Below are 24,645 nucleotides of genomic sequence, written 5' to 3'. Positions count from 1 at the left end.
AGCGTTGTCAGTAGGAGGGACAGGGGATCAGGCGAGGGCGCCCACCACGTAGTCGAAGTAGAAACCGGCTTCCTCTGCGTCTGCGCCGGTCAGCAGGCCCATGGCGACGGTCTTCATTTCACGCACGGAATCTGCGAGGGCTTCGAGGGGGGTGCCTAGGGATCGATAGAGCTCCTTGGCGCCAATCACGCCAATCTCTTCGATTGGGGTGATGTCACCAGCGACGATGCCGTATGTCACCAAGCGGAGGTAGTAATCCATGTCCCGCAGGCAGGTCGCGGTCATTTCCTGACCGTAAGCATTGCCGCCAGGGGAGATGACATCTGGGCGCTTCTGGAAAAGCTGACCACCAGCCTGCTTGACGATGCGCTCTCGGCTCTCACAGAGAACCTGGGCAACACGCAGGCGTCGTTCGCCGCCGTTAACGAAAGCCTTGATCTGGTCGAGTTCGCCAGGGCTCAGATAGCGGGCTTCGGCGTCCGCGTTGATGATCGAGTTGGAGACGATGCTCATGCAGTTCTGCCTCGAAACAAGCGACCGCCCGTAGGAGGCCGAGATCCGGTGAAAGGTTTACGCGATCATTTTGGCTGACCGCCCAATCATTGTGCGGCTAGCGGCTTGCACTTATTAGGACTCGTTAACAGTTCTTCATGGGCGGTGCGGGCCCAAATCGGTTGCAGCGCAGCGTTTCTGCTGTTTCGCGTTTGTTATTTTCTGCTATTGAAAGGTCCGCCTCTTTTTGTCACATTGTGTTTAACAGCCAAAGAAAACAAGCCCGCGTATTGCGGGCTAATGTTTTTAGAGGTCTTTGTTTTGGAGACTGTTGTTAATCTAGATCGCTGAATCTTTTGGGGGATTGAGTGCTGAATTGCCTCGATACAGTGATGCTGTGCGAATCACTGTTGATTGCGATTGGCCTGGAGTTGTCTCCATCCCTTGGACGCGAGGGACTTCATTTGTGGAGAGGGACTCTGCAGCCATCAGAAGCGAGCGGACCGCTTCTGGTTGTCCAGACCCAGCGCGAATCTTTAAGAACTCGGCGACTTCCGCAGGGGTGGCTGCTCGTCCTAGCAGGGCTAGTGCGGCTGCTGATGCGGCGCGAAGGGGCGCCATGCTCGAGAGGCGTTGTTGGAAGAGATCGCTCATGGCGACTGCTTCAACAAAGCCTGAAATGTCCAGATCTTGATTGCGAAGCAGTGATTCAGCGCTCGTCAATCGCTCGTTATCTAATGGGATGCGGTTGATGAGTTGGCGATAGGTCGCATCAATGGCAACGCTTAATTCATCCTCGCTAAAGGGAGGACTGAGAAGGATCGGTGTTGGGATCCCTGCTTTGCGTTGGAATCCTGTGGTGTCTTTGCTCTCAAGTGCTCTGGCTAAGGGAGGCAGAGGTGCTGCAGTCGCTTGAATGGCCTGGGTCTTGACCGCATTGAAGCGGGCGGTTGTTTTGGCTTCACCATCTTCCTCGAAGATGGGCGGTGTCACCGGAGCAATCGGTCTTGGCAGGCTGTCTTGCCTGGTGGTTTGCAGCTCTCTGAAGCTTTGCCGCCCATCCGTGGAAGGAAGTTTGATTTGGAGGAGGCGGTTGGCATCATCGGCCTCGCGCCGTTCGAAGACCTTGCGAATGGCTGCGGGTTGGCCATTGGCTGCTCTGGTCTGAACGAATTCAGCCGCTTCTCCAGGAGTTGAAGCGCGACCAAGAATGGCGAGGCTGACTGCAGCAGCGGCTCTTAATGGAGCCATTGCGCTCAGACGATTCTGGAACGTGTCACTCAGGGCAACAGCTTCAATAAAACCAACAAGGGGGATTGTCTGGTTTCTGAGTTGAGACTCTGCTTCAACTAAGCGTTCGTCATCGAATGGGATGCGATTGAGGAGTTGTCTATAGGTTTCATCGATGACGGAGGAAAGAGCTTCCTCCGTAAATGGTGGCTTTAATTCAATCGAAGTTTGCAGACCAACGCGTGCTGCAAAGCCATTGATGTCATTACGCCTTAGGGCCTGAAGAATTTTTTCTCCAGGAATCTCGGGATTAACGATTCCTCTGAACTCAACCTTGGCTTGCCAGGATGGAGTTTTTGCTTTAGTCGTTTTGTTGAATTGCTTGGTGAGAGCAAACGACGTTAGTTGCTCGTTATTCCGATTGTTAATGGATGAGGATTGTTCCCATTTGATCGGACCTCCGGCCCCCTGGATGTTTCGCTGTGTGAGATCGCCGCTGGTCTTGAGCCTCTCGACGATTTGGGCCTCAGGCCTCTCTGACTTTGTACCAGAAGCAAGAGCTTCGAGATTGATGGCTTGCTTCCATGTTGGAACCCGCCGCGTATTGAGATCGGCTGGGGTGATGAAGCGTTCATAGGGAGCGGTGTCTTCCCCGAAGCAATCGCAGTATTCCTTGCTGTTGATAAAGGCATCAATCAGACCGTAGAAGCCTTGGCGAGCCGCGACATCAAACAGAGCATCGATCTCCCAACGACCAAATGTTGGTCGGCCCAGGAGGCGACGATGCATGACCTCGATGGCCTTGGCGATGTAGAGGCCGCTCCAGTAGCGACGCCGGAAGGCATCAGAACGGGCAACACTCCGCACAAAGTCGCGCAGGGAAATGTCGCCGTTCTCTAGACGTGCTTCGTCTGATGAGACCCGTTCACCCGCATAGCCGGCATTGCCGAGAACCTGCACATAGACAGCGTTGATCACCGATTGCGTACTGGCTTCCGTATTTCGAACGCTGGGCAAACCACCCCGCCGAGGACGCGCTGCTCCGCCGGTAGCGATCTGCTGAAGTCGGACCACACGGGGACCGACTTTGCGGGGACGGCTGCTTCGGAACTGAGCGCTGTCCATCTGGCCTGGAGAGGCCAGCCCGTTGCTGACTAGCAGCCGTCGGCTGTCGTAGCCATAGGGCGCTGGGCGTGTGGCTACGGAAGCAGTGCCACTCGGGAAAATCGCACCGTACTGATTGCCAATCGGATCATTCCCACCTCCGTAGACGTGTTGATCAGCGAAAGGCTGTCGATAAGAGGCGTAAAGGGTGACGTATTGGGGAGCTCCCTCGAAAGGTGCGCTGAAGCGGAAAAGCTTCCGGTTCGAGCCCCACCCAGCACTTTCTTGGGCCTCTTCGCCAAGGTCACGCAGGAATGGAACTGTCTCTTCTCCAAAGGTCTGTGCGTACTCACGGGAGTTCACAAGCACATCAATCAGACCATTGAGGCCTTGGTCGCTGAGGATGGCAAATGAGGTTTTGAATTCCTCGAGGGAGCTAACCCCTCGGCCCAGGAAGTGACGATAAGCGAGTTCAACAACTCGGCTGTTCACAAACCTGTCGTGGAATTGCTGACGGTATTCCTTGCATCGCCCAAGGGCGCGAATGAATTCGCGCATAGAGATTTTGCCCTGGACTAACTGAGAGGCTTCTTGGCCACAAGGTGCCTGGGAATAACCCTTGGCGATATCGCGTTCAAAAACCTGGCGGTAAGCGGCACGTACGATTTCCTGACGCTCAGCCCCACTCATCCCCAGCTTGATGCTGTAACGAGGGGATTTGCCCTGTGAAGCGAGGGCATAGATCGCTGGTAATTGAAGACCTTGACGTTCTGAACTGCCTAGTTTCTGTCGGCTTGAGGGCGTCGCGATGGCGAGCTCTTGGAGCAGCACGTTGAAACACTGAACGGCCATCGCACGTGCTTCTGGCCGATCGCGCAGCAAGCTGGCGGCTGCAGCACGCATCTCCTGGAGCGCCACATTGGTGGCAGCAAGCGAACATCCCCTCTCAAGAACGTCGCGAAGTCCGCGGGTATTGACCGAAAGAATGCTTGGGTCTCCTGCCACGAGGGCATAGCCCACATAACGGAGGAACCAGCCGAGGTCACGCACCGATTTGCGCATGCGTTCGGGGCCATATTTGGCCACGCTGATCGGAGCGAAACCGGTCGGGAGAACGACTCGAACGTCAGCATCTTCGCTACTTCCCCGCAGAAGGCGGGTAAAGGCATTGCCACCGCCTGTTGCCGCACTGGCTCCTGTAAAAGTCTCGATTGACGCTTGGAACGCTGCTTGGTCGGATGCAAGCACCGTGCCGTCTCGGAGCTGTACTTCCCCTCTGCTGAGCGGTGCTTCCAGAAAGGAGAGAGGCGTCCCTCCGGCAAAGATCTTATTGGCTGCCCTGGCCACGATGGCTTCGGCGTTGTCAGCTAGAACCCTTGATGCCTCAATCCGATCCTGACCACTCCGGAAAAAGGTAATCAGGTTGTTGAGCTCGCCACCATCAGGAAAGCGGTCCTGCTGTTCGGCCTGACGCACGCTGGACAGCGGCAGTGTGTCGAAGAGCTGGGGCGTCACCCTTGGGCTGCCGCTGCTGGCGGTCACGGTCATGAACGAAAGCAAGCCAGATCGAGCCAGATTACGGCTCGCTTCATGGCCTTCCCGGCCTGCATGAACAAATGTTTGCAGGGGGTCGGTGCTGGTCGCTTTGGTGGCCATCGCCCGTGAAATGCTCGGCCCGTCGACCCTGCACTTCACCGCCCAGCACCCAAGCCGATGCCTGAGCACTCAACAGACGCCGCCACCCCTGTCGTCAGCGCCTTCTATGACCGTTTCCCCTATCCGGGTGATCCTGTGCAGGATGGTCCTCCGCCCGGATACAACTGGCGCTGGTGCCTACGCAGCGTGCATGCAGCTGTGCATGGTGAACTTCAGCCCGAGCCGACTGGGGGAAGGCCCTGGCACATTCTCGATGCCGGTTGCGGCACCGGAGTCAGCACTGATTACCTCTGCCATCTCAATCCAGGTGCTGATGTGCTTGCTGTGGATATCAGTGCAGGTGCTCTCGAGGTTGCCCGTGAACGCCTCCGTCGTTCTGGTGGGGCAGATCAGGTCACCTCATTAAGGCAGGAACAACGGAGCCTGCTGGATCTTCAGGGCGAAGGGCCTTTTGATTACATCAATTCCGTGGGTGTCCTTCATCATCTCGATGCCCCTGAGGCCGGGTTGACGTCCTTGGCTCAGTTGCTCGCGCCCCAAGGGCTTTTGCATCTGTTCCTTTATGCGGATGCCGGACGTTGGGAAATTCATCGAACCCAGAGAGCACTGAATCTCCTGGAGGTGGGCACAGGAGCTGAGGGCTTGCGTCTGGGACGTGAATTGTTCGAGACGCTTCCTCAGAACAATCGCCTGCGGCGCCACCATGAACAGCGCTGGTCAGTTGATTGTGCTGCTGACGCGAATTTCGCTGATATGTATCTCCATCCTCAGGAGACCAGCTACGACCTCGAGCGACTGATGGGTTTCATCGAAGCCTCCGGGCTTCACTTCGCAGGATTTTCCAATCCTGCTGTCTGGGATCCAGCTCGTTTGCTGGATGGCGAACTGCTTCAGAGGGCTTGCTCCCTCCCATTGCCCCAGCAATGGGCATTGATCGAGCAACTCGATCCAGACATCAGTCATTTCGAATTCTTTGTCAGCGCCCAGCCTGTGCAGGTCGAGACCTGGGGGGATGACCAGGCATTGCTTGATGCCTATGGAGAGCTTCAGCCCTGTCTCTGGGGCTGGCCTTCGGCGAGTCTGCTCGGCACAGATCTCGAGCCGATCAGTCTCGATGAGCCGTCTCTCGCGCTGCTACAAGCCGTCGAGCAGCACCCAGGGATATCGCTGAAATCTCTCGGGATCGGAGCTGAAGTCGTTGAAGTCGCGCGAGACCTTTGCAGGCGGCGCCTGCTGCTGTTGAAGCCTGGTTCAGGCTGAGTTGGGCGTCTCGCGTGATAGATTCCGCGCGCTTTCTCAAGTGTTGTTTGCAGGCTGCGACTTCCACTCATTCGGACGAGGCGAACGCCCCTTCCGATAACGGTATGGAGGACTACGCACGCCTGCAGCGACGCCTGATGCTGGCCACCTTGATGGTGTCTCTTGTTGCGACTCTTGTCGCAGCTTGGCGATTCGATCTCTTGGTGGCCCGCAGCCTGTTGGTCGGAGCCTGCGCAGGAGTTCTCTACTTGCGCCTGCTCTCCCGCAGCGTGGCCCGGCTCGGCGGAGGGTCCCGTCAAGTTGGTCGTTTTCAGTTGGTCGTGCCGATTGTTCTGATCGTCTCTGCCGCTCGATTCCCCCAGCTTGATCTCCTCCCAGCCTTTGTGGGTTTTCTCCTCTACAAGCCCGCCCTGATTCTTCAGACCGTCATTGACGGCTGAGTCCGCGCACCCCCTCCTGCATTCATGGCTTTGCTGCCTTTATCACTGCCGTTCGCCGAACTGGAGGTTGGCCATCATCTGTATTGGCAGATCGGCAACCTCAATCTTCATGGCCAGGTTTTCCTTAGTTCCTGGATCCTGATCGGTGCCTTGCTCGCTCTTGTGGTGGTCGGCACCCGAAAGCTAGATCGTGATCCCCGGGGTGTGCAAAACCTCCTCGAGTTCATGTGGGATTACTTGCGTGATCTTGCACGTGATCAGATTGGTGAGAAGTACTATCGCGATTGGCTTCCGTTCATCGGAACCCTTTTCCTCTTTATCTTCGTCAGCAATTGGGGTGGTGCACTGATCCCTTGGAAGATTATTGAGCTTCCTGAGGGTGAACTCGGGGCTCCAACAGCTGATATCAACACGACTGTGGCGATGGCCTTGCTCGTGTCCCTTGCATATTTCTATGCGGGTCTCAGCCGTAAAGGACTGCGGTTCTTCGAGCTTTACGTGGAGCCGACTCCGATCATGCTCCCGTTCAAAATTATCGAGGAATTCACGAAGCCTCTTTCTCTCTCCTTCCGTCTTTTCGGGAACATCTTGGCCGATGAACTTGCCGTTGGAGTGCTTGTTTATCTCGTTCCGTTGATTGTTCCTCTCCCTGTGATGCTGCTGGGACTCTTTACCAGTGCAATCCAGGCTCTGATTTTTGCAACTCTTGCCGCCTTCTATATCGGAGAAGGTCTGCACGAGTCGCACTAGTCACACATTCGCTATTCGCCTTTTCAAGGCGATCTGCTATACACATCTGCGCGTAGGTCCGGCGCTTATACCCGGGCCCGCTCTCTCTTGAGGGAGTGTCCCTGCGCAGGGGGAACCAATCCCCACGCCTTACTGCTCTGCGCTTCACGGCGCTCCCCCAAACGCACTCAACATGGATTCCATCACTTCCGCAGCTTCTGTCGTTGCCGCTGGTCTTGCTGTCGGCCTGGCTGCCATCGGCCCTGGTATCGGTCAGGGCAGCGCTTCCCAAGGTGCTGTTGAAGGTATTGCCCGTCAGCCCGAAGCTGAAGGCAAGATCCGCGGCACCCTGCTGCTTTCACTGGCATTCATGGAGTCGCTGACGATTTACGGCCTGGTGGTGGCTCTGGTGCTTCTGTTCGCCAACCCCTTCGCCGGTTGATGCAGGTGCGAGGAGCGATGTCTCTTGAAGCATCGCTCCTCCCTCTTTGAAACCTGCTCTGCATTCTTTCGCTTTTTCCTAGCGCTCCTCTTCCATGACCTGGCTTCTGCTCGCTGAAGCGGCGGTTCCGGAGGGAGGTCTTTTCGACCTCGATGCCACCTTGCCTCTTATGGCAGTTCAGGTGGTTCTCCTTACCTTCCTGCTTAATTCCCTCTTCTTCCGTCCGGTCGGCAAGGTCGTTGAAGAACGTGAGGGCTACATTTCCACCAGTCTTGCTGATGCCAAGCAGAAGCTTGCGCAAGTTGAGCGTCTGGAAGCTGATCTCACTGAACAACTGCGTGGTGCTCGCCAGTCTGCTCAAACTGCGATTGTCGAAGCTGAGCAGGAAGTCGATAAGCTTTATCGCGATGCGATAACCACGGCTGAGACCGAGGCGAACCGCACTCGTGAGAAGGCTCGCCGTGAGATTGAAGAGCAACGAGAAGCAGCTCAGTCCAAGCTGATGGCCAAGGTTGATCAGCTCAGCTCTCAGATCATTCAACGTCTGCTGGCCGTTTCATGATGTCTTTCCTCACCGTGCTCGCCACTGAGGGTGGCTTCTCGATCAACCTCAATCCTCTTGAGACGAATCTGATCAACCTCGTGATCGTGATCGGGGTTCTTGTCTATTTCCTCAAGGGATTTCTTGGCGACATGCTTGATCGCCGTCGTCAGTCCATTCTTAAGGAACTGGATGACGCTGAAGCTCGCTTAAAGGCCGCCACTACTGAGCTGAGCAAAGCTCAGGGTGAGCTTGCTTCGGCCCAGCAAAAAGCAGAAAAAATTCGCGCTGATGGTAAAGCCCGAGCTGAGGCCATTCGTTCTGATGGTGAAAAGCGCACCATCGAGGCCATGGCGGCACTCAAACAAGATGCCCTTGCTGATCTCAACGCTGAGGGTGCTCGCCTGACCGAAGAGCTTCGTCGTCAGGCTGCTCTTGCCGCGATTGACAAGGTCTTGGCCGACCTGCCCGGACGGCTCGATGAGAAGACGCAGTCTCAACTGATCGATGCCTCCATCTCGAACCTGGAGGATGCCTGATGCCCTTACTGAATTCACTGGCCACCCCTTACGCGCAAGCTTTGCTTCAGGTCACCGATGCCCGCAAGGAGTCGGATGATGTGGCTGATCAGTGCAAGCAGCTGCTTTCGATCTGGTCAACTTCCTCTGATTTCAGGGAAGCAATGACCTCACCAGTGCTTGAGCCTGATGCAAAGAAGCAGGTGCTCTCCACTCTGCTTTCAGAACAGATCCAGCCTTCTTTGCTGAATCTGCTCAAGGTTCTCGCTGATCGCCAGCGTCTTGTTGCCTTTGACGCGGTTCTCAATCGGTACCTCGATCTCTATCGGCAGTCCCGCCAGATCTCCTTGGCCAAGGTGGCCACGGCCCAAGCGCTTTCCGAAACCCAGCAGGCAGCCCTGACCCAAAAGGTTCAGGCGATGCTCGGCAAAGGATCTGTCGAGATGGATCTGAGCGTTGATCCTTCTTTGATTGGCGGCTTTGTTGTCAACCTGGGTTCCCAGGTCATTGATGCCAGCCTCGCTGGTCAGGTTCGCCGCCTCGGTCTGGCACTTGCCAAGACGAGCTGAGTTCTCCTCCACCCCTTCCTGCTCCTCTACTCACCACCCTTCCTAGGGATTACCCGCCATGGTTTCCATCCGTCCTGACGAGATCAGCGCCATCCTCAAACAGCAGATCGAGGACTATGACAAGTCCGTTTCTGTCAGCAACGTCGGTTCTGTCCTGCAAGTGGGCGACGGTATCGCTCGTGTGTACGGCCTTCAGCAGGCTATGGCCGGCGAACTGCTTGAGTTCGAAGACGGCACTGAGGGCATCGCCCTGAACCTTGAGGACGACAATGTCGGCGCCGTTCTGATGGGCGAGGGCAACGGCATTCAGGAAGGGAGCACCGTTCGTGCGACCGGAAAGATTGCATCCGTCCCTGTTGGTGACGCCATGCTTGGCCGCGTGGTCAACCCACTGGGGCAACCAATGGACGGTAAGGGCGATATCGCGACGACCGAGTCTCGTTTGATTGAGTCCCCCGCTCCGGGCATTATTCAGAGGAAGTCGGTGCATGAACCCATGCAGACCGGCATTACGGCGATTGACGCGATGATTCCGATCGGTCGCGGTCAGCGTGAGCTGATCATTGGTGACCGCCAGACCGGTAAGACCGCCATTGCGATCGACACGATCCTCAACCAGGCCGATCAGGATGTGGTTTGTGTCTATGTGGCCGTTGGCCAGAAGGCTGCATCGGTTGCCCAGGTGACTGAAGTGCTGCGCGAGCGTGGTGCTCTCGATTACACCGTGGTTGTTGCCGCGAACGCCTCCGAGGCCGCGGCTCTGCAGTACCTGGCTCCTTATACCGGTGCCTCGATTGCTGAGTACTTCATGTACAAAGGCAAGGCCACCTTGGTCATCTACGACGACCTCACCAAGCAGGCACAGGCGTATCGCCAGATGTCACTGCTTCTCCGCCGTCCACCCGGACGTGAGGCTTACCCCGGAGATGTCTTCTATTGCCACAGTCGTCTGCTTGAGCGTGCAGCCAAGCTGTCTGATGCCATGGGCAAAGGTTCGATGACTGCTCTGCCAATCATTGAGACCCAGGCTGGTGACGTTTCTGCTTACATTCCGACCAACGTGATTTCGATCACCGATGGTCAGGTCTTCCTTAGCTCTGATCTGTTCAACTCTGGTTTGCGTCCTGCCATTAACGTCGGCATCTCCGTGAGCCGAGTGGGCGGTGCTGCTCAAACCAAGGCGATTAAGAAGATCGCTGGCACCCTCAAGTTGGAGTTGGCTCAGTTTGACGAGTTGGCCGCCTTCTCTCAGTTCGCATCTGATCTTGATGCCGCCACACAGAAGCAGCTCGGCCGCGGTAAGCGTCTGCGTGAACTTCTCAAGCAGCCTCAGTTCAGCCCGTTGATTCTTGCTGAGCAGGTGGCCATCGTTTACGCCGGTGTGAAAGGTTTGATTGATGATGTTCCTGTGGATCAGGTGGTTCAGTTCTCCCGCGAGCTGCGTGAGTATCTGAAGAGCAACAAGCCTGAGTTCATCCAGAAAATTCAGACCGAGAAGGTGCTCAGTCCTGACGCTGAATCCATGCTCAAGGAGGCCATCTCAGAAGTCACGTCCACAATGCTGGCCACGGCCAACTGAGAGGTTTTCACTCATGGCGAATCTCAAGGAGATCAGAGACCGGATCAAATCGGTCAAAAACACACGCAAGATCACTGAGGCCATGCGTCTCGTGGCGGCGGCAAAGGTCCGTCGAGCCCAGGAACAGGTGTTGCGAAGTCGTCCTTTCGCGGATCGACTCGCTCGTCTGCTGGAAAATCTGCAGTCACGAATGCGCTTTGAGGACGCTGACGCTCCTCTGCTGGAGCAGCGAGCTGTCGACACCATCACTCTTGTGGCTGTCACCGGCGATCGTGGTCTCTGCGGTGGCTACAACACCAACATCATCAAGCGCACCGAACAGCGTTTTAATGAACTTAAGGCCAAGGGTTTTAAGGTTGATGTGGTTCTGATTGGCCGCAAGGCGATCACCTATTTCACGAACCGCAACTATCCAACTCAGGCCACATTTACTGGTCTTGAGCAGGTCCCAACCGCTGAAGAAGCCGGCTCAATCGCGAATGAGTTGTTTGCTGAGTTCCTCTCGGGGAGCACCGATCGTGTGGAGATTATCTACACCAAGTTCATCAACCTGGTGAGCTGCAAGCCGGTTGTGCAGACACTCCTTCCGCTTGACCCTCAAGACATTGCCGATCCGGACGATGAGATTTTCCGTCTCACGACGAAAGAGGGGCGCCTCACTGTTGAATCTGGTGCCGCACCAGCCAACACTGAACCGAAGATTCCTTCGGACATTGTGTTTGAGCAAACTCCTGATCAGTTGCTGAATGCCTTGCTGCCCCTTTACCTCCAGAACCAGCTTCTGCGCTCTCTGCAGGAATCGGCAGCGTCTGAATTGGCCAGTCGAATGACGGCGATGAACAACGCCAGTGACAACGCCAAGGCACTCGCCAAGGAACTGACTCTGGATTACAACAAAGCGCGTCAGGCAGCCATTACTCAGGAAATTCTTGAAGTGGTTGGTGGTGCCGCAGCAGCCGGCTAATCGCTGATTGCTTCTCACCTCTTCTTCAGCCGGTTCCTGACGGGACCGGCTTTTTTTGTCGAATTCCAGTTTCGGAGACTGGCGCCTGTCTCGATCATCAATTTGGAGTCTTGTGTTTTGCAGGAGATGGTCTTGCCCCGAGGGGCTTTCAAGGATTGGTCTCCAGCACACTCAGGCGTGATCGCAGCTGAGATCACGGCCTGCGGATCACCACAGTTGGCTGCCCTCTGTGGGGGAGACTCGGCTGAGTCGGCTGACTGTTCTCGTCATCCCAATGCGCATCTCTCACGGCTCTGATGCAAGAGAAGGGGCGAAATCGTCCCTTGCCCTGAGAGGATGAACTTTCTGGTGCGTTCCTGGAAGGATGAGCAACACGACTGGCACGAGCTATGCCATCAGCATTGATCTGGATGGTCAGCAGCATGTTTTCCAGTGTGCTGAAGATCAGACCGTGCTATCAGCGGCAGAGCATGCCGGGGTGATGATTCCCAGCTCTTGCTGTGCTGGTGTCTGCACCACCTGCGCTGCGCGCATCACGCAGGGTGAAGTGCATCAGCCCGATGCCATGGGGGTGAAGGAGGAGCTGCGCAACGACGGTTTTGCCCTCCTCTGTGTTTCGTTCCCTCGCTCAGACCTCAAAATTGTGGCGGGCCAAGAGGACGCTCTCTATGAAGCGCAATTTGGTCAATATCAGAAGTGAAACTCGCCTCTCGGCGATTACTGCTGGCCTGCCCTGCAGACCTTCCACCTTCCGGTTTGCATGCTTGGGTTCTGGGCCAGCTCCACGATGAGGGGGAGCCCTTGCGTTGGGCTATCACCAGTGTTCACCGCACTGCTGGCACGACTGCTGGCACGACTGATGCCAGTGCTGTACTGGCCTTGCAAGTCGAGGCTGTCTTGATCCAATGAGCGGGCCTGACCGATGTGCCGCACCGTTCCCCACACTGCTGCTGGTGCCCACTGGCATCGGCTGTCAGATCGGTGGTTTCGCCGGGGATGCGCTTCCTAGTGCACGGCTGTTGGCCGCTGCTAGTGGTTGCCTGATCACCCATCCCAATGTGATGAACGGCGCGGCGCTGTACTGGAGCGATCCCCGCATCCACTATGTGGAGGGCTATGCGATCGACCGATTCACTGTTGGGGACTGGCGGTTGCGGCCGGTTCGGGGGCAGCGGATTGGCTTGTTGCTGGATGCGGCCATTGAACCTGAGTTGCGGCATCGGCACCTCCAGGTGGCCGATGCTTGTCGCGCCAGTCTTGGTCTGGAGATTGGACCGGTGGTGACGAGTGATGTGTCCCTGGGGGTGCACCTGGAGCTTGGGGACAGCGGCATCAGCTCGGGCACGCCGGAACGTCCCGATGCCTTGCTGCGTGCCGGCGATCAGCTCAAGGCGGCTGGTGCCACGGCTATTGCCGTTGTGACACGTTTCCCTGAGGACCCTGATAGTGAGGCACTGGCGGCCTATCGGCACGGCAGTGGTGTGGATGCTCTTGCCGGTGCGGAGGCGGTGATCAGCCATCTTCTGGTGCGTCACCTTCAGATTCCCTGTGCCCATGCTCCTGCCTTGTCACCACTGCCTCTCGAGCCTGAGCTTGATCCAAGAGCCGCTGCTGAAGAGCTGGGTTACACCTTTTTGGCCTGCGTCTTGGTGGGGCTGAGCCGGGCCCCAACTCTGCTCTCTGCGGAGGCCTCGGCCCACCATTCGGATCTGAGCGTTGAGCATCTGGGTGCTCTTGTGGTGCCTGCAGATGCGCTTGGGGGAGAACCGGTGCTCGCTTGCCTAGAGCAGAACATCCCTTTGATCACGGTGGTCAATCCCTCGTTGTTGACGGTGACGGCGCAAGCTCTCGGCCTGCAGTCTTACGCCCCATTGCTACCTGCAGTTTCCTATGCAGAGGCGGCAGGACTGGTGCTGGCGCTGCGGGAAGGGGTCAGCCCAGCCTCTCTCCAGCGCCCTCTGCCTGGGTTGCAGGAGCTGCTCTAGGTGGGACGAGGATTCTTAGTTGCTGAAGACAGCGCTGTTCCATGCCCCTGTGGCAGTGGTCAGCACTATGCCGTTTGTTGCGCACCCTTGCATCAGGGTTTGGTGATGGCGGATACGGCTGAGCAGTTGATGCGTTCTCGCTACAGCGCCTTTGCGAGAGGGGAGGTGGATTACTTGATCAAGACCCATCTCGACCGCGAGAATTCACCGGTGCGACAGCGGCGAGACCTTCGCTTGAATTGCCGCCAGATACGATGGGTGGAACTTCGCATCCAAGCGGTGCAGGGAGGGGGAAGTGGCGATCTGACCGGTTCGGTTTGCTTTGAAGCGGATTTCAAAGAAGCTGGGCAACGTAGAACCCTCAAGGAAACATCATTGTTTGAGCGCCATGACAGGCTCCCCGAGGGGGCATGGCTCTATGTTCGTCCCCTTTCTTTTGAAGTGTTTTAGGTCTAATTGTTTGTTCTATTGATGGCCAAACCCGAGGGCGCACCGGCGTGTGTCGCATTGGTCGTTTAGGGCTGGAAATCTATTTTTTTGAAGCTAAATTTCTGGAAAGTTACAGGCGACTGATAAAAGCAGTTCGAACTTCGCAGCTGGGAGCTGTTGCCATTCTGGTGAGCGCTGTCGTCATCGCTCCTTTCGGTGCTGGCGCAGCACAGCAGGTCCCGGTTATGCCTGAACGCGTATCTGGAGGTAGTGCTCGTTCACATGAGGCAGTCCTGGTCAGTCCTGATCAGCTTGTCAAGGAGTTGGAGCGTCTTCAGGAGGCCATCCGTGCGAATGGGGTGGCGGTGACGCTTGAACAGGTCATCGCTGAAGGAGTTCGGCTCAATCCACAGTTGGAGATGGCGTTCACGGCGATCCAAGATCAGGAGTGGGCGTTGATCGCTGCCCAACGTCAGTGGTATCCCAAGCTCCAGCTCAATGGTAGCCCTTTCGCGAATTACGAATGGGACACATATGTGAAAAATAGATATGCACGTTCTGTTGATGATGAGGTGTATGAAGATGTTCCAATGGCTGGTGAATTGTCAAGATCTACGTCGAGGAAAATTGCTCTTACAAGTCAGAGGTTTCAGGTTTACCCCGCTGTCTCTGCTAGCTGGAGCTTCATTGATCCTAAGCGACAGCCTGTTATTAATTCTGCTTCAGCATCATTGGACGAGCAAAAATATTTGTTCTCGGTGAGTGCCAGAGGTTTGGTGCTAGACCTTCAGAAGGCCTATTTTGCGATTCAAAGTAGTGAGCAGCTGATGGATAGCTTCCAGCAAATTTATGCTATTAATCGACGTCAGTTGGAGGTTCTCGAAGCTAAAAAAGGGATCGGTATGGTGACGGTATTGGATGTGGAGAAAACTCGCTCGCAGTTATTCTTGCTGTTGAGTGATTTGATCTCCTATACGCGTAACTATATTGATCAAACAGCCAAGTTGGCGGATCTGATGGCTCTGCCCCCCGACACACTTGCGCTTCCTAGTGAGAAGGCGGCTCCTCAAGGGGGCTGGGAGAAACCACTGGATGTCACCATCCGTGATGCCCTGCGTAAGCGCGAAGAAATCCTTGCCAATCTTGCTGCTTCAGAATCAGCCCAATGGAACGGTGTTTCGGAGCTGCGTAGTTATCTTCCTGTATTCCAGTTCGTTGGTTCGGGCTCTTTGCAGGGGCTGAATGGATATTCTGTTCCGACCTCGAAAGATCCTGGCCTCGGTTACGAAACGACGCGTCTCTGGAACGCGGGTGCTGGCATAGGCTTTACTTGGCAGGTTTTTGATGGTGGCATTAAAGCTGCTAACGCACAGTCTTCGTTCTCTCGAAGTCGTGGCTACATGGCCCAAAAGTTCAAAACGGAAAACCAGATCGTGGCTGAAGTCCGTTCGAGTTACGGTCAAATGCAGACTTCAAAAGTAGCCATTGCGAGTGCAAGCCAGGGCTATAAAAGTGCACAAATTTCTCAAGAAGCTTCTCGGGTACGCTTCTCTGTTGGAGTCGGTGATATCACCAGTGTTGTCCAAACGATTTCCCAGCTCTCAACTGCTGCAAAGCAGGTCTCTGCGTCTGTGCTGGCGTATAACAATTCCATTGCTGAGCTGTATCGCTACTCAGCAACATGGCCTAGTGGAGTGGAGGAGCATCTTGATCAACGCGTCGATGCGATTCGCCAGAACCCTTCGCCATGACAAAACTCTTCAGTCAACGAGCTCTTCAGAAGCGACATCACGTCGGTGACCGTGATGGGCCCGTCACACTATTGACCCCTCCATTGCGTGCAACCCTGGCGCTCGGCGCTTTGATTGCGATTTCAGGCAGTCTGTGGGCCACGTTGGCGCGCATCCCTGTGAGTGTGCAGGGAACTGGGGTGTTGCTTCCTGTGAGCACGATTAATTCCAGCCTGAGTGCCACGGATGGAGCCGCTGTCTACATGTTCAACAAGCCACACAGGGCTTGGCATGATAAGGCTCGACGTTTCATGCATTCACCCGATCAGTTCAGCGATCAGGATGTGGCCAGTCTGGCACGTGAGATTTATCAGGCTAGCCAGTCTGGTATGTCAGTTTCAGCTGACGGTGCCCGTATGACTTCATCACGTAGATTTGCCAGGATTCTAGAGCAGAAATTTAAGGGTCTAGCTGTTCCTAAAGGCCGTTTGTTGATCTGGGTGCACTCGTCGGCAGAGTTAGAGCGCTTGAGTAGCGCGATTGATCAGTTGCAGCGGGTGATTAGCAATTCTGAGCAGGAGGAAGCAAATATTTCCTCCAAGCAAGACATCCTGAAGAGGGAGTATGAAAGCCGTTTTTCTTATCTTGAAAACATGAAGGAGTTGGCTTCTCAAGGTTATGTGAATCGGCAAACTATTCTTAATCAGCAATCGCAAGTGGCTAATACTATGTCTCAAATCCATAGTAATGACACTGAATTGATTCGGATCTCGTCTCGGCGAGATCAGGCCTATCAGAAGCTCAAGGGTGAGTTGGCCAATGTGATTAGTCAGCAGTTGATCTATGCCCCAAAGGATGTCTATCTTTCGAGTCTTATCCCTAACGATGGTGAAAGCGTTGTACGTGGAAAAGTGTTGATGGAGCTGAGTGATAATCAGCTGGACCAGCCGGTGATGGTGCCTGTGTTCCTCAGTAGTAAGCAGAGGGCCCAGGTCTTCCCTGGGATGGAAGCACTGGCCACTCCCTCTGGTTACAAACGATCGGAAGTGGGCGGAATTAAAGGTCGTGTGGTGTCGATGGCCAATTTGCCCAGTGGTGTTGATGAGGTCACTGCTCGTATTGGTGTGAAGGCGATGGCCCAAATCATTGTCTCAAGGCATCCCTCCCCCACGCTTGCCATCCTTGCGCTTCAGCGCTCCGGGGCGAGTGATGTGACCAACAGTGGGGGCTACCAGTGGAGTTCGAATTCCGAACTCCCCTTCCCTCCCTCGCCTGGAGATCGCCTCAACGTGGAAATCACAACCCGACGTGTGGCGCCGATTGCTCTGGTTCTACCTGCAATTCGCAGCTTTTTTGGAATCGCTCCACCTGATCAGCCTGATCCAGGCTCCTCTCCAGGAACACCATCCTCTCGGCAGCCGAATGCAGGCAGATCATGACGAGAAAACTTGAGCGTCATCGAGTCAAAGCCCGAACGCGTCTTCAATACGAGGCTGCTGAATGTGGTGCTGCTTCCCTGGCCACCATTCTTGGCTATTTCGGTCGAATGGTTGACCTCAGTGAGCTTCGCTTGGCTTGTGGTGTGAACCGAGATGGTTCCAATGCCAAGCAGCTGTTGATTGCGGCTAGGCGTTATGGCCTCAAGACCAGGGCCTATCGCTGTTCTGGTGAGCAGTTGCGAGACAACGGCCGGTTCCCTTGTGTTGTGTTCTGGGGATTTAATCACTTCCTTGTGGTTGAGGGCTTTAAAGGCCATCACGTCTTCCTGAGTGATCCGGCAGAGGGCCAAGTACGGGTCTTGATGGAGGAGTTTCTCGATAGCTTCACCGGCGTGGTTCTGGAGTTCGAGCCAGGTCCTGATTTTTCCGCTGGAGGTGATGAACGTTCTCCTCTGCTCGGGTTGTTCAGCACGCTTTGGCCCTACCGAGCCTCTTTGGTTCAGTTGTTGATCGTGGCCACTGCTCAGGCTGTGATTGCTCTACTTGTCGCTGGATTAACGTCGACTTTTATTGATAGCTTCCTCCAGAATCAACGCCTTTATTTTGGGGTTCCAATTGTCTGGCTTTTGTTGTTGTCAGTCCTTGGTTGGTTGGCGCTGCTAAGTATCCAGTTTGTGATTCTAAGGCGCATGGAATTGTTGTTGTCGAAGCGGCTTGCTGCTGATCTCTTTCGAAAGCTTTTTCAGGTTACTTATGGTTTCTATCAGGCACGCTTTCAAGGGGAAATTGCAGGAAGAATGCTCCTTGGGATGGAGACCACGCAAGTCGTTGTGTCGCGTCTATTGCGCTTTCTTGTTGAGCTTTGGATTGGGCTCCTAGTGCTGTTGATTGCTTTTGCTGTTTCGGCTTGGCTTGCATTGATGGTGTTGGTGGTCATGCTTTCTAATTTGCTTCTGAACTGGTTCCTTACCGAGCAGCGCTATGATGCAAATCGCAAGCTTGCGATTGAGCAAGGGAAGGCAGAAGGTAAAGGCCTTCAAGGAATTAATAATATTGAAACGCTAAAGGCATCTGGCCTGGAGTTTGATTTTCTGAGCCAGTGGCAGGGGAGCTTTGGCAATGTTGTGATTCAGAATCAGATGCTTGGCATTCAGACGACGCTTTCTTCGATAGCGGCTAGTGGTAGCACCTTCCTGCTGAACGTACTGATTATTGCTGCCGGTGGTTTTTTGATTATTGCAGGCAAAATATCTCTGGGTACTCTTGTGGCATTTCAGTTCCTTCAGGCACAACTGACTGCTCCAATTTCGTCGCTTCCTCAGCTCAATTCTGTGCTTCAGCGTCTGATCGGTAATCTTGGCCGTCTTGAAGATCTGCATAAAAATGAAGATGATCCTCTTGTCAATAGCTTCCAAATTAGTTCTCCAGATTTGGCTTTAGGTGTTGATTCGGCGTCTACCTTGGCTCAGCCCGAGTCTGATCGCTCTCCTTTGCGACTAAGCGGTTTGATCGAGCTGCGTGGCTTGACCTTTGCCTTTGACCGCGTTTCGGAGCCATTTATCCGGGACCTGGATCTAACGGTTCCGGCTGGCACGCAACTGGCCATTGTTGGTGGTAGTGGATCTGGCAAGACCACGTTGATTCGTCTCCTTGCCGGTTTATATCAGCCCTCGGCAGGTGAGCTATTTTTTGATGGCATGCCATGGCTTGACCACGGCAATGGGGTGATGCGGAAAAGTCTTGCTTATGTGCCTCAGCAGGTCTTCGTTTTTAATGCCACTGTTCGTGACAACATCACGCTCTGGCGTCCTGGTTACGCTCTCAACCAGTTGGAAAATGCTGCCAAGGATTCGCAAATTCTCGACACAATTAATAGCCACCCTGAAGCATTTCAGCGTCGACTTCACGACAATGGTAGTGACCTCAGTGGGGGTGAGCGGCAACGTCTTGAAATCTGCCGAGCCTTAGTGCGTCAACCATCAATTCTCTTGTTTGATGAGGCTACCAGTGCCCTCGATAACGTTACTCAGTCCAAGGTGCTCGATGCGATCAAAATGCGTGGAATTACGGTCGTGAATGTTGCCCATCGCCTTGATGCGGCTCTTCGCAGTGATCAAGTTCTTGTGATGAAGAATGGTGCTGTGCTGGAGCATGGTTCACCTGATCAGTTGCTGGCAAAACGCGGTGCTTTTCATGCTCTTGTTGATCAGGAGCGGTTCCAGTCAGAGGCGCTTGACGGTTAGGTATGAATGAATCGCATCAGGCTTTAATCGCCGCCCGTGCTTTAGAGGAGGAGCTTCTATTCAGTTCCCCATCTGAGCAGGATCAATACCCAGAACTGCGCTTGTTGGGATTCTGCATGGCACGGCTGGGCCGTCGAGACCAGCACTTGGAGCCTCTGCCTGGGGGTGGGTTGGTGCAGCTTTTGGACTACAACGATATTCACCACCGTCGTATCACAGCACCACGTGATCTGAGCACCAATCATTGGGATCTTGATGCCACAAACGACAATGAATTTCCTTTGATGATCGTGTTTGGAGCTGATCATCATCAGCCCATGGCTTTGTATAGGAAGGGGGGTGAGAACTGGATTTACAGCGCCCATCAGCAGGCGCATTTTCCTGCTGATCAGGGAGTCATTCTGATGGATGAGGCCTATGAGATTTATCCATCTTTACCCCCGGTTGTGAGCGGACCCTTGTCTGTGCTCGGCTTTGCCTTTTCACCAGACCTGGCTGCTGTTTTAGCGCTGGTGATCACCTCGGGAGTTGTGATGTTGTTTAATCTCTCTATTCCCATGCTTACCAATACCTTGGTGAGCCAGATTCTGCCTCAAAATGATCAGCAGTTGCTCGTCGAGGGTGTCGTAGTTGTGGTGTTGATTGTTATTGGTTCGATTGCTACTTCATTTCTTCAGAACCTGATGATGTTGCGGCTGGAGAGCGTCGCTGATCTTCGCCTCCAGTCTGCTGTCTGGGACAGGCTGATGCGTCTGCCGATGAGTTTTATTAGCCGATACTCAACAGGTGATCTCGCTTCTAGGGTGAATTCAATTAGTCAGCTTCGTCAGTTGCTTGGTAGTGGTGTGCTGGCGACATTGATCTCATCCCTGTTTTCTTCTAGTTATTTTGTGCTGATGTTTGTTTACGATAGAGAGCTTGCGCTATGGGCCTCGTTGTTCACGCTTGTTGCTTTGGCTTGTATTCTGCTGATCACTTTTCGGTCGATTCGTTTGCAATTGCCTTTGCTTGAGGCTGGTGCCGAGATCACTAATTTTTCTCTTCAGTCGGTGATGGGGATGCCTCAGATTCGTAGTGCTGGAGCTGAGCCATTTCTTTTGCTTCGCTGGCTGCGTGAGGTGAGCCGCTACGCCCTTTTGCAGTTGAGAAACAACGTTTATGGAGATGCGATTGAGCAGTATGGCACTCTTGTGGGCCCGATTGCGTCGCTGTTTTTGTTTGCGGTGATTGCTTGTCGAATTCTTTCCTCGCCTGGGGGACTTGATGTAAATCAGACTGTTGTTGATTTTATTTCATTTAACGCAGCTTTTGTGAGTTTTAATGGATCTATCACCAATGCTGTGAATCTTCTCGCTAATACTGCAGGGAGGGCGGCTGTGCTCTGGAAGAGGGCGGAGCCTGTGATGTATGCCGATGTGGAGCAAGGGTTTCAGCCGGATGCCTTGCATCATCAGTTGCGTGGTGAGTTTCGACTTCAGCGCATTGCTTATGAATTCCCGGGTAGTGTTGGTCTTCTATTTGATAATCTCTCGTTTGAGATTCCCTCTGGTCTGCATACTGCGATTACGGGGCCTAGTGGGTGTGGAAAGACAACGCTCGTTCGTATGTTGCTTGGTTTCACTTTGCCTCAGGGCGGTGAGGTTCTTGTTGATGGCATCCCTATAACTCAGCTCGCAATTCGTACCTATCGGCGTCAGCTGGGGGTCGTGATGCAGACCGCGCGCTTGAATGCGGGTTCGATCTATGACGTGGTATCTGGAGGTATTCAATATAGTGAGGAGCGGATATGGGAGGTGCTTGAACGTGCTGCTGTTGCTGATGAGATTCGGGCCATGCCGATGCAGTTGGAAACTCTCTTGAGTGATTCTGGCGGCAATGTCTCTGGAGGTCAGGTGCAGCGTATCGCTATCGCCAGAGCGCTGATCACTAACCCCAAAGTCTTGATTCTTGATGAGGCCACCAGTGCGCTTGATAATCGCTCCCAGCAGCACATTACTGAGGTGGTCAATTCTCTTGGAATCACCCGTATCAGTATTGCCCACAGGCTCTCCACTATTCGAGGTGCCGATCAGATCGTGATCCTCGAAAAGGGAAAGCAGGCTGAGGCGGGTAGCTGGAATGTGCTCAAAGACCACGGCTATCTGAAGCGCATGTTGGCCAGTCACTAATGTTTCAAGCCATGGATGGTTGTTTGAATTATGTCAATTGAGTGGTTGTGTTTATTCTTTTCTGGAATTCGCTCAAAGTTTCCTTCTGAGTTGCGTGAATGCAGTGTGCTTACCAGTGCAGTGTGCTTCTGGGATTGGTCGCCGAGTTTGGATTTTTTGTCTAACTGGAAGTGAAAGATCGAGTTTTAGATTCTCGGCCTCTCAAGTTCATTCTCAGCGCAGGCATGCCATCGGGTGACGTGGCTGCACTCCCAGGGCCTTCGCCACGCTGGGATGACAGACCGCCCCCTGCACAGTATTCAGGCCTGACAGAAGCTCAGGTCGTTCCGTCACAGCTTCTTCAAGGCCGCGTCCGGCGATTCCAATGATGTAAGGCAGAGTGACGCTCACTAGGGCTTCCGTGGACGTAAACGGCACGGCTCCAGGCATGTTGCCGACGGCATAGTGCTGCACTCCATGGATTTTTACGGTTGGGTTGGTGTGGGTGGTTTCCCTGCTGGTTGCCACGCAGCCGCCCTGGTCGATCGCTACATCAACAATCACCGAATTCGGCTTCATCTGCTTGACCATCTCTTCGTCCACAAGCGTCGGTGCCCGACCACCTGGCGTGAGCACAGCCCCAATGAGGAGATCGGCGCTGGGCACGAGCCGCTCCAACAGGCCGCGACTACTGACCACGCTCATCAGGCGACCGCGCCGATCGGCCTCCAGGCTCCGAAGCCGTTCGGGAGAGCGATCCAGCAGCATCACTTCCGCATCCATGGCGGCCGCCAGCCTCGCCGCGTTCCAGCCCACGGTGCCGGCCCCCAGCACCACAACCCGTGCCGGTCGCGCGCCTGTGCATCCTCCGATCAGCACACCACGGCCACCATGGGGGCGTTCCAGCAAATGGGCTCCCACCTGTGCTGCCAGTCGCCCGGCGATTTCACTCATCGGGGCCAGCAGCGGGAGGCTGCCGTTCTCCAGCTGCACCGTTTCGTAGGCCACACCTGTGGTCCCCGCCTCTAAGAGCGCCTCTCCAACTTTCGGATAGGCGGCAAGGTGGAGATAAGTGAATAGAACCATGTCGTCGCGGAGAAAGTCGAATTCCTCCTCCTGTGGTTCCTTCACCTTCACGATCAAATGGGCTGCCCAGGCTTCCTCCCTGGTCACAACCCTTGCTCCGGCGGCTGCAAAGTCAGCGTCGCTGAGGCCAGCACCCGAGCCAGCACCACTCTGGACCCGCACCTCAAGCCCCTGAGTCACCAGTTCTCGTACTGCATCTGGAGTCAGCGCGACCCGTTGCTCATCGACTTTGATTTCGCTTGGCACGCCGATCGTGGCCATCGGCGCCGTCAGGACGGAGTGGACCATGGTTGCGTGGAAGTGCCCTCAATCTGGCTCAGCTGGCTGCGATCGGCAGCCTCCATCCGGTCCCGAATGCCTGGCTGCTCACCTTTAGCAAAGGCGCTGCCTGGCGGCGTTTGAACTCAGCACGGCGGAACAGTCGTTGCACCCTGTCGACCTCCTCTGCCGAATGGCCTCGCTCCAGCAGTTCTTCCCGGCCGCAGCGCTCCTCGATCAGATCGCGCAGCAGCGGATCGAGCACGGCGTAATCCGGAAGGGAATCACTATCTTTTTGCTCCGGCCTGAGTTCAGCACTCGGTGGTTTTTCGCGGATCACTCGGCCCACCAGTTCCCCTCCTCCCGGCAGATTGAGGTCTTCACGGCATGCCAAGGCTGCGTTGCTGTCCAGCCAGTCGCAGAGTGCAAACACGGTCGATTTGTAGAGGTCACCGATCACGGCCAGTCCACCGTTCATATCGCCGTACAGAGTGCAGTAGCCCACGGCAAGCTCCGATTTATTGCCTGTAGAGAGCAGCAGCTGGCCCTGCTGATTGGCTACGGCCATCAGCAGGGTGCCGCGGATGCGTGATTGCAGATTTTCGGCGGTCACATTCGCGGGTGCCTCTTGCATCACCGGTGTGAGGCTGGCATCGAAGCTGGCCATCAAGGCGGAAATCGGCACGGTGTGAGTGCGGAGTCCCAGGCGCTTTGCAAGGGCTTCCGCATCCTCGATCGACCCCTTTGAGCTCCAGGGAGATGGCATCAGGAGTCCTTCCACCTGGTCGGGACCCAGAGCCGCCGCTGCGATGACTGCCACCAAAGCCGAATCAATGCCTCCACTCAGGCCCAGCAGGGCTTGGTCGAATCCGCATTTTCCGGCGTAGTCGCATACCCCGAGAACAAGGGCGCGGAATAGGCTCTCTTCCACCGGCATCGCCGTTGTTGCCTGTGCTTGGTCGGGGGTGGTGACGGCTTCCCATACGGCTAGCTCTTCGCTGTAGCTGGGTAGCTGCAGGGCCAGCCCAAGCGGTGTGCCGCTGCCTGCAGACGTTTGTGTGTATGGATCAGCTGTGGCGGGAACCATCACGAAGCTGGCGCCATCGAACACCAATTCGTCGTTTCCTCCTACCTGGTTGACATAGACCACTGGGCAATCCAGGCGAGAGGCTGCCTGTTGGGCCAGCTGATGTCGGACTGCCTGCTTGTGTCGCCCGAAAGGGGAAGCGGAGAGATTGAGCAGGAGATCGATCTCTTGCTCGGCAAGGGCTCCGATTGGATCGGGCCCGCATAGTCGCTCCCTATGCAGGCCTGGATCGACCCAGAGGTCTTCACAGAGGCTCAGTCCAAGCTGCCAATCACGGTTGTCAACTTTGAAGTTAAAACTGGACGGGGCGCTGGCCGGGCGGAAATAGCGGCTTTCATCAAAGACGTCGTAGCTGGGCAGCAATTGCTTTCGCCCCACCACCTTCCATTGCCCGCCGCGGATCAGAGCGACGGCATTGAACAGTCGTGGTTGCTGGCCATCCTCGGCAGGATCTACCAGTCCAACCAGGACACCTAGGGCCGGTGAGAGTGCATCGAGATCAAGGCTGAGTCGCTCCATCACCGACTGCTGCTGGGCGACGCGAGAACGGTTGAGCAGCAGATCTCGTGGCGGATATCCCCACAAGCCCAGCTCTGGCGTGACAACCAGGTCCGCCTGAAGTCTGCTGGCTTGACGGCAGGACTGAAGGATCTTGTTGGCATTGCCGGCCAGGTCACCGACGAGGGGGTTGAGCTGGGCCAGGGCGATGCGCATGGA

20 protein-coding genes and 2 pseudogenes are annotated in these 24,645 nt (G+C 55.2%); 17 read left to right on the top strand and 5 right to left on the bottom strand.

Annotated elements, in window-relative coordinates; translation table 11 throughout:
* Positions 1-27: 27 nt before the first annotated feature.
* The 3 genes and pseudogenes from DXY10_RS11900 to DXY10_RS11895 all read right to left on the bottom strand — a co-directional run.
* Positions 28-513, bottom strand: coding sequence for an allophycocyanin (locus DXY10_RS11900; RefSeq protein ID WP_115019548.1), 486 nt, complete (start codon positions 511-513; stop codon positions 28-30).
* A gap of 318 nt (positions 514-831) precedes the next feature.
* A pseudogene (locus tag DXY10_RS14930) lies at positions 832-1,281 on the bottom strand (phycobilisome rod-core linker polypeptide); the annotation flags it as partial.
* Positions 1,282-1,473: 192 nt separating this feature from the next.
* Positions 1,474-4,374, bottom strand: a pseudogene (locus DXY10_RS11895) (phycobilisome rod-core linker polypeptide); the annotation flags it as partial.
* A gap of 165 nt (positions 4,375-4,539) precedes the next feature.
* Between DXY10_RS11895 and DXY10_RS11890 the strand changes: the two are divergent.
* The 17 genes from DXY10_RS11890 (at position 4,540) to DXY10_RS11810 (ending at position 21,518) form a co-directional block, all read left to right on the top strand.
* Positions 4,540-5,742: a trans-aconitate 2-methyltransferase gene (locus DXY10_RS11890; RefSeq protein ID WP_115019546.1), complete on the top strand. Its 1,203-nt coding sequence runs from the start codon at positions 4,540-4,542 to the stop codon at positions 5,740-5,742.
* 104 nt (positions 5,743-5,846) lie between these two features.
* On the top strand, positions 5,847-6,182 hold the full coding sequence (locus DXY10_RS11885; RefSeq protein ID WP_115019545.1) for a hypothetical protein: 336 nt from the start codon (positions 5,847-5,849) through the stop codon (positions 6,180-6,182).
* Positions 6,183-6,206: 24 nt separating this feature from the next.
* A complete protein-coding gene (atpB, locus tag DXY10_RS11880; protein WP_115019543.1) occupies positions 6,207-6,932 on the top strand; it encodes a F0F1 ATP synthase subunit A in 726 nt (241 codons plus the stop codon).
* Between the two features lie 172 nt (positions 6,933-7,104).
* Positions 7,105-7,353, top strand: coding sequence for an ATP synthase F0 subunit C (gene atpE, locus DXY10_RS11875; RefSeq protein ID WP_007098848.1), 249 nt, complete (start codon positions 7,105-7,107; stop codon positions 7,351-7,353).
* 94 nt (positions 7,354-7,447) lie between these two features.
* Positions 7,448-7,915, top strand: a complete 468-nt coding sequence (locus tag DXY10_RS11870; protein WP_115019541.1) for a F0F1 ATP synthase subunit B' — start codon at positions 7,448-7,450, stop codon at positions 7,913-7,915.
* The gene (locus DXY10_RS11865) at positions 7,912-8,433 is read left to right on the top strand and encodes a F0F1 ATP synthase subunit B (RefSeq protein ID WP_115019539.1); all 522 of its coding nucleotides are present in this window, start codon (positions 7,912-7,914) and stop codon (positions 8,431-8,433) included. Before DXY10_RS11870 ends, DXY10_RS11865 begins: the two co-directional genes overlap by 4 nt.
* Positions 8,433-8,981 carry an ATP synthase F1 subunit delta gene (gene atpH, locus DXY10_RS11860; RefSeq protein WP_115019538.1) on the top strand — a complete coding sequence of 183 codons (549 nt, stop codon included), beginning with the start codon at positions 8,433-8,435 and terminating at the stop codon, positions 8,979-8,981. The genes DXY10_RS11865 and atpH overlap by 1 nt, the downstream gene beginning before the upstream one ends.
* 58 nt (positions 8,982-9,039) lie before the next feature.
* The gene (gene atpA, locus DXY10_RS11855) at positions 9,040-10,560 is read left to right on the top strand and encodes a F0F1 ATP synthase subunit alpha (protein ID WP_115019536.1); all 1,521 of its coding nucleotides are present in this window, start codon (positions 9,040-9,042) and stop codon (positions 10,558-10,560) included.
* Between the two features lie 13 nt (positions 10,561-10,573).
* Positions 10,574-11,524, top strand: a complete 951-nt coding sequence (locus DXY10_RS11850) for a F0F1 ATP synthase subunit gamma (RefSeq protein WP_115019534.1) — start codon at positions 10,574-10,576, stop codon at positions 11,522-11,524.
* 364 nt (positions 11,525-11,888) lie between these two features.
* Positions 11,889-12,224, top strand: a complete 336-nt coding sequence (locus tag DXY10_RS11845) for a 2Fe-2S iron-sulfur cluster-binding protein (protein WP_115019532.1) — start codon at positions 11,889-11,891, stop codon at positions 12,222-12,224.
* Positions 12,221-12,433 (top strand): hypothetical protein, encoded by a 213-nt coding sequence (locus tag DXY10_RS11840; RefSeq protein ID WP_115019531.1) that lies wholly within the window; start codon positions 12,221-12,223, stop codon positions 12,431-12,433. Before DXY10_RS11845 ends, DXY10_RS11840 begins: the two co-directional genes overlap by 4 nt.
* Entirely contained in the window at positions 12,430-13,509 is a 1,080-nt protein-coding gene (locus DXY10_RS11835) for a DUF3326 domain-containing protein (RefSeq protein WP_115019529.1), read from the top strand. The genes DXY10_RS11840 and DXY10_RS11835 overlap by 4 nt, the downstream gene beginning before the upstream one ends.
* Positions 13,510-13,959: a YchJ family protein gene (locus tag DXY10_RS11830; RefSeq protein WP_115019527.1), complete on the top strand. Its 450-nt coding sequence runs from the start codon at positions 13,510-13,512 to the stop codon at positions 13,957-13,959.
* 47 nt (positions 13,960-14,006) lie between these two features.
* Positions 14,007-15,689, top strand: a complete 1,683-nt coding sequence (locus DXY10_RS11825; RefSeq protein WP_115019526.1) for a TolC family protein — start codon at positions 14,007-14,009, stop codon at positions 15,687-15,689.
* Positions 15,690-16,396: 707 nt separating this feature from the next.
* Positions 16,397-17,107 (top strand): hypothetical protein, encoded by a 711-nt coding sequence (locus tag DXY10_RS14925; RefSeq protein ID WP_244282289.1) that lies wholly within the window; start codon positions 16,397-16,399, stop codon positions 17,105-17,107.
* The gene (locus tag DXY10_RS11815) at positions 17,104-19,350 is read left to right on the top strand and encodes an ATP-binding cassette domain-containing protein (RefSeq protein WP_115019524.1); all 2,247 of its coding nucleotides are present in this window, start codon (positions 17,104-17,106) and stop codon (positions 19,348-19,350) included. Before DXY10_RS14925 ends, DXY10_RS11815 begins: the two co-directional genes overlap by 4 nt.
* A gap of 146 nt (positions 19,351-19,496) precedes the next feature.
* Positions 19,497-21,518 (top strand): ATP-binding cassette domain-containing protein, encoded by a 2,022-nt coding sequence (locus tag DXY10_RS11810; protein ID WP_244282288.1) that lies wholly within the window; start codon positions 19,497-19,499, stop codon positions 21,516-21,518.
* 213 nt (positions 21,519-21,731) lie between these two features.
* Here DXY10_RS11810 and ald read toward each other — a convergent pair whose 3' ends face one another.
* Together ald and DXY10_RS11800 are read right to left on the bottom strand one after the other, a co-directional pair.
* Positions 21,732-22,871 (bottom strand): alanine dehydrogenase, encoded by a 1,140-nt coding sequence (ald, locus tag DXY10_RS11805; RefSeq protein WP_115019521.1) that lies wholly within the window; start codon positions 22,869-22,871, stop codon positions 21,732-21,734.
* 28 nt (positions 22,872-22,899) lie between these two features.
* Positions 22,900-24,642: an NAD+ synthase gene (locus DXY10_RS11800; protein WP_115019519.1), complete on the bottom strand. Its 1,743-nt coding sequence runs from the start codon at positions 24,640-24,642 to the stop codon at positions 22,900-22,902.
* Positions 24,643-24,645 lie beyond the last annotated feature (3 nt).

Source organism: Synechococcus sp. UW140 (assembly GCF_900474295.1).
Taxonomy (GTDB): Bacteria; Cyanobacteriota; Cyanobacteriia; order PCC-6307; family Cyanobiaceae; genus Synechococcus_C.
This window is presented reverse-complemented; position numbering and strand designations above follow the sequence as displayed.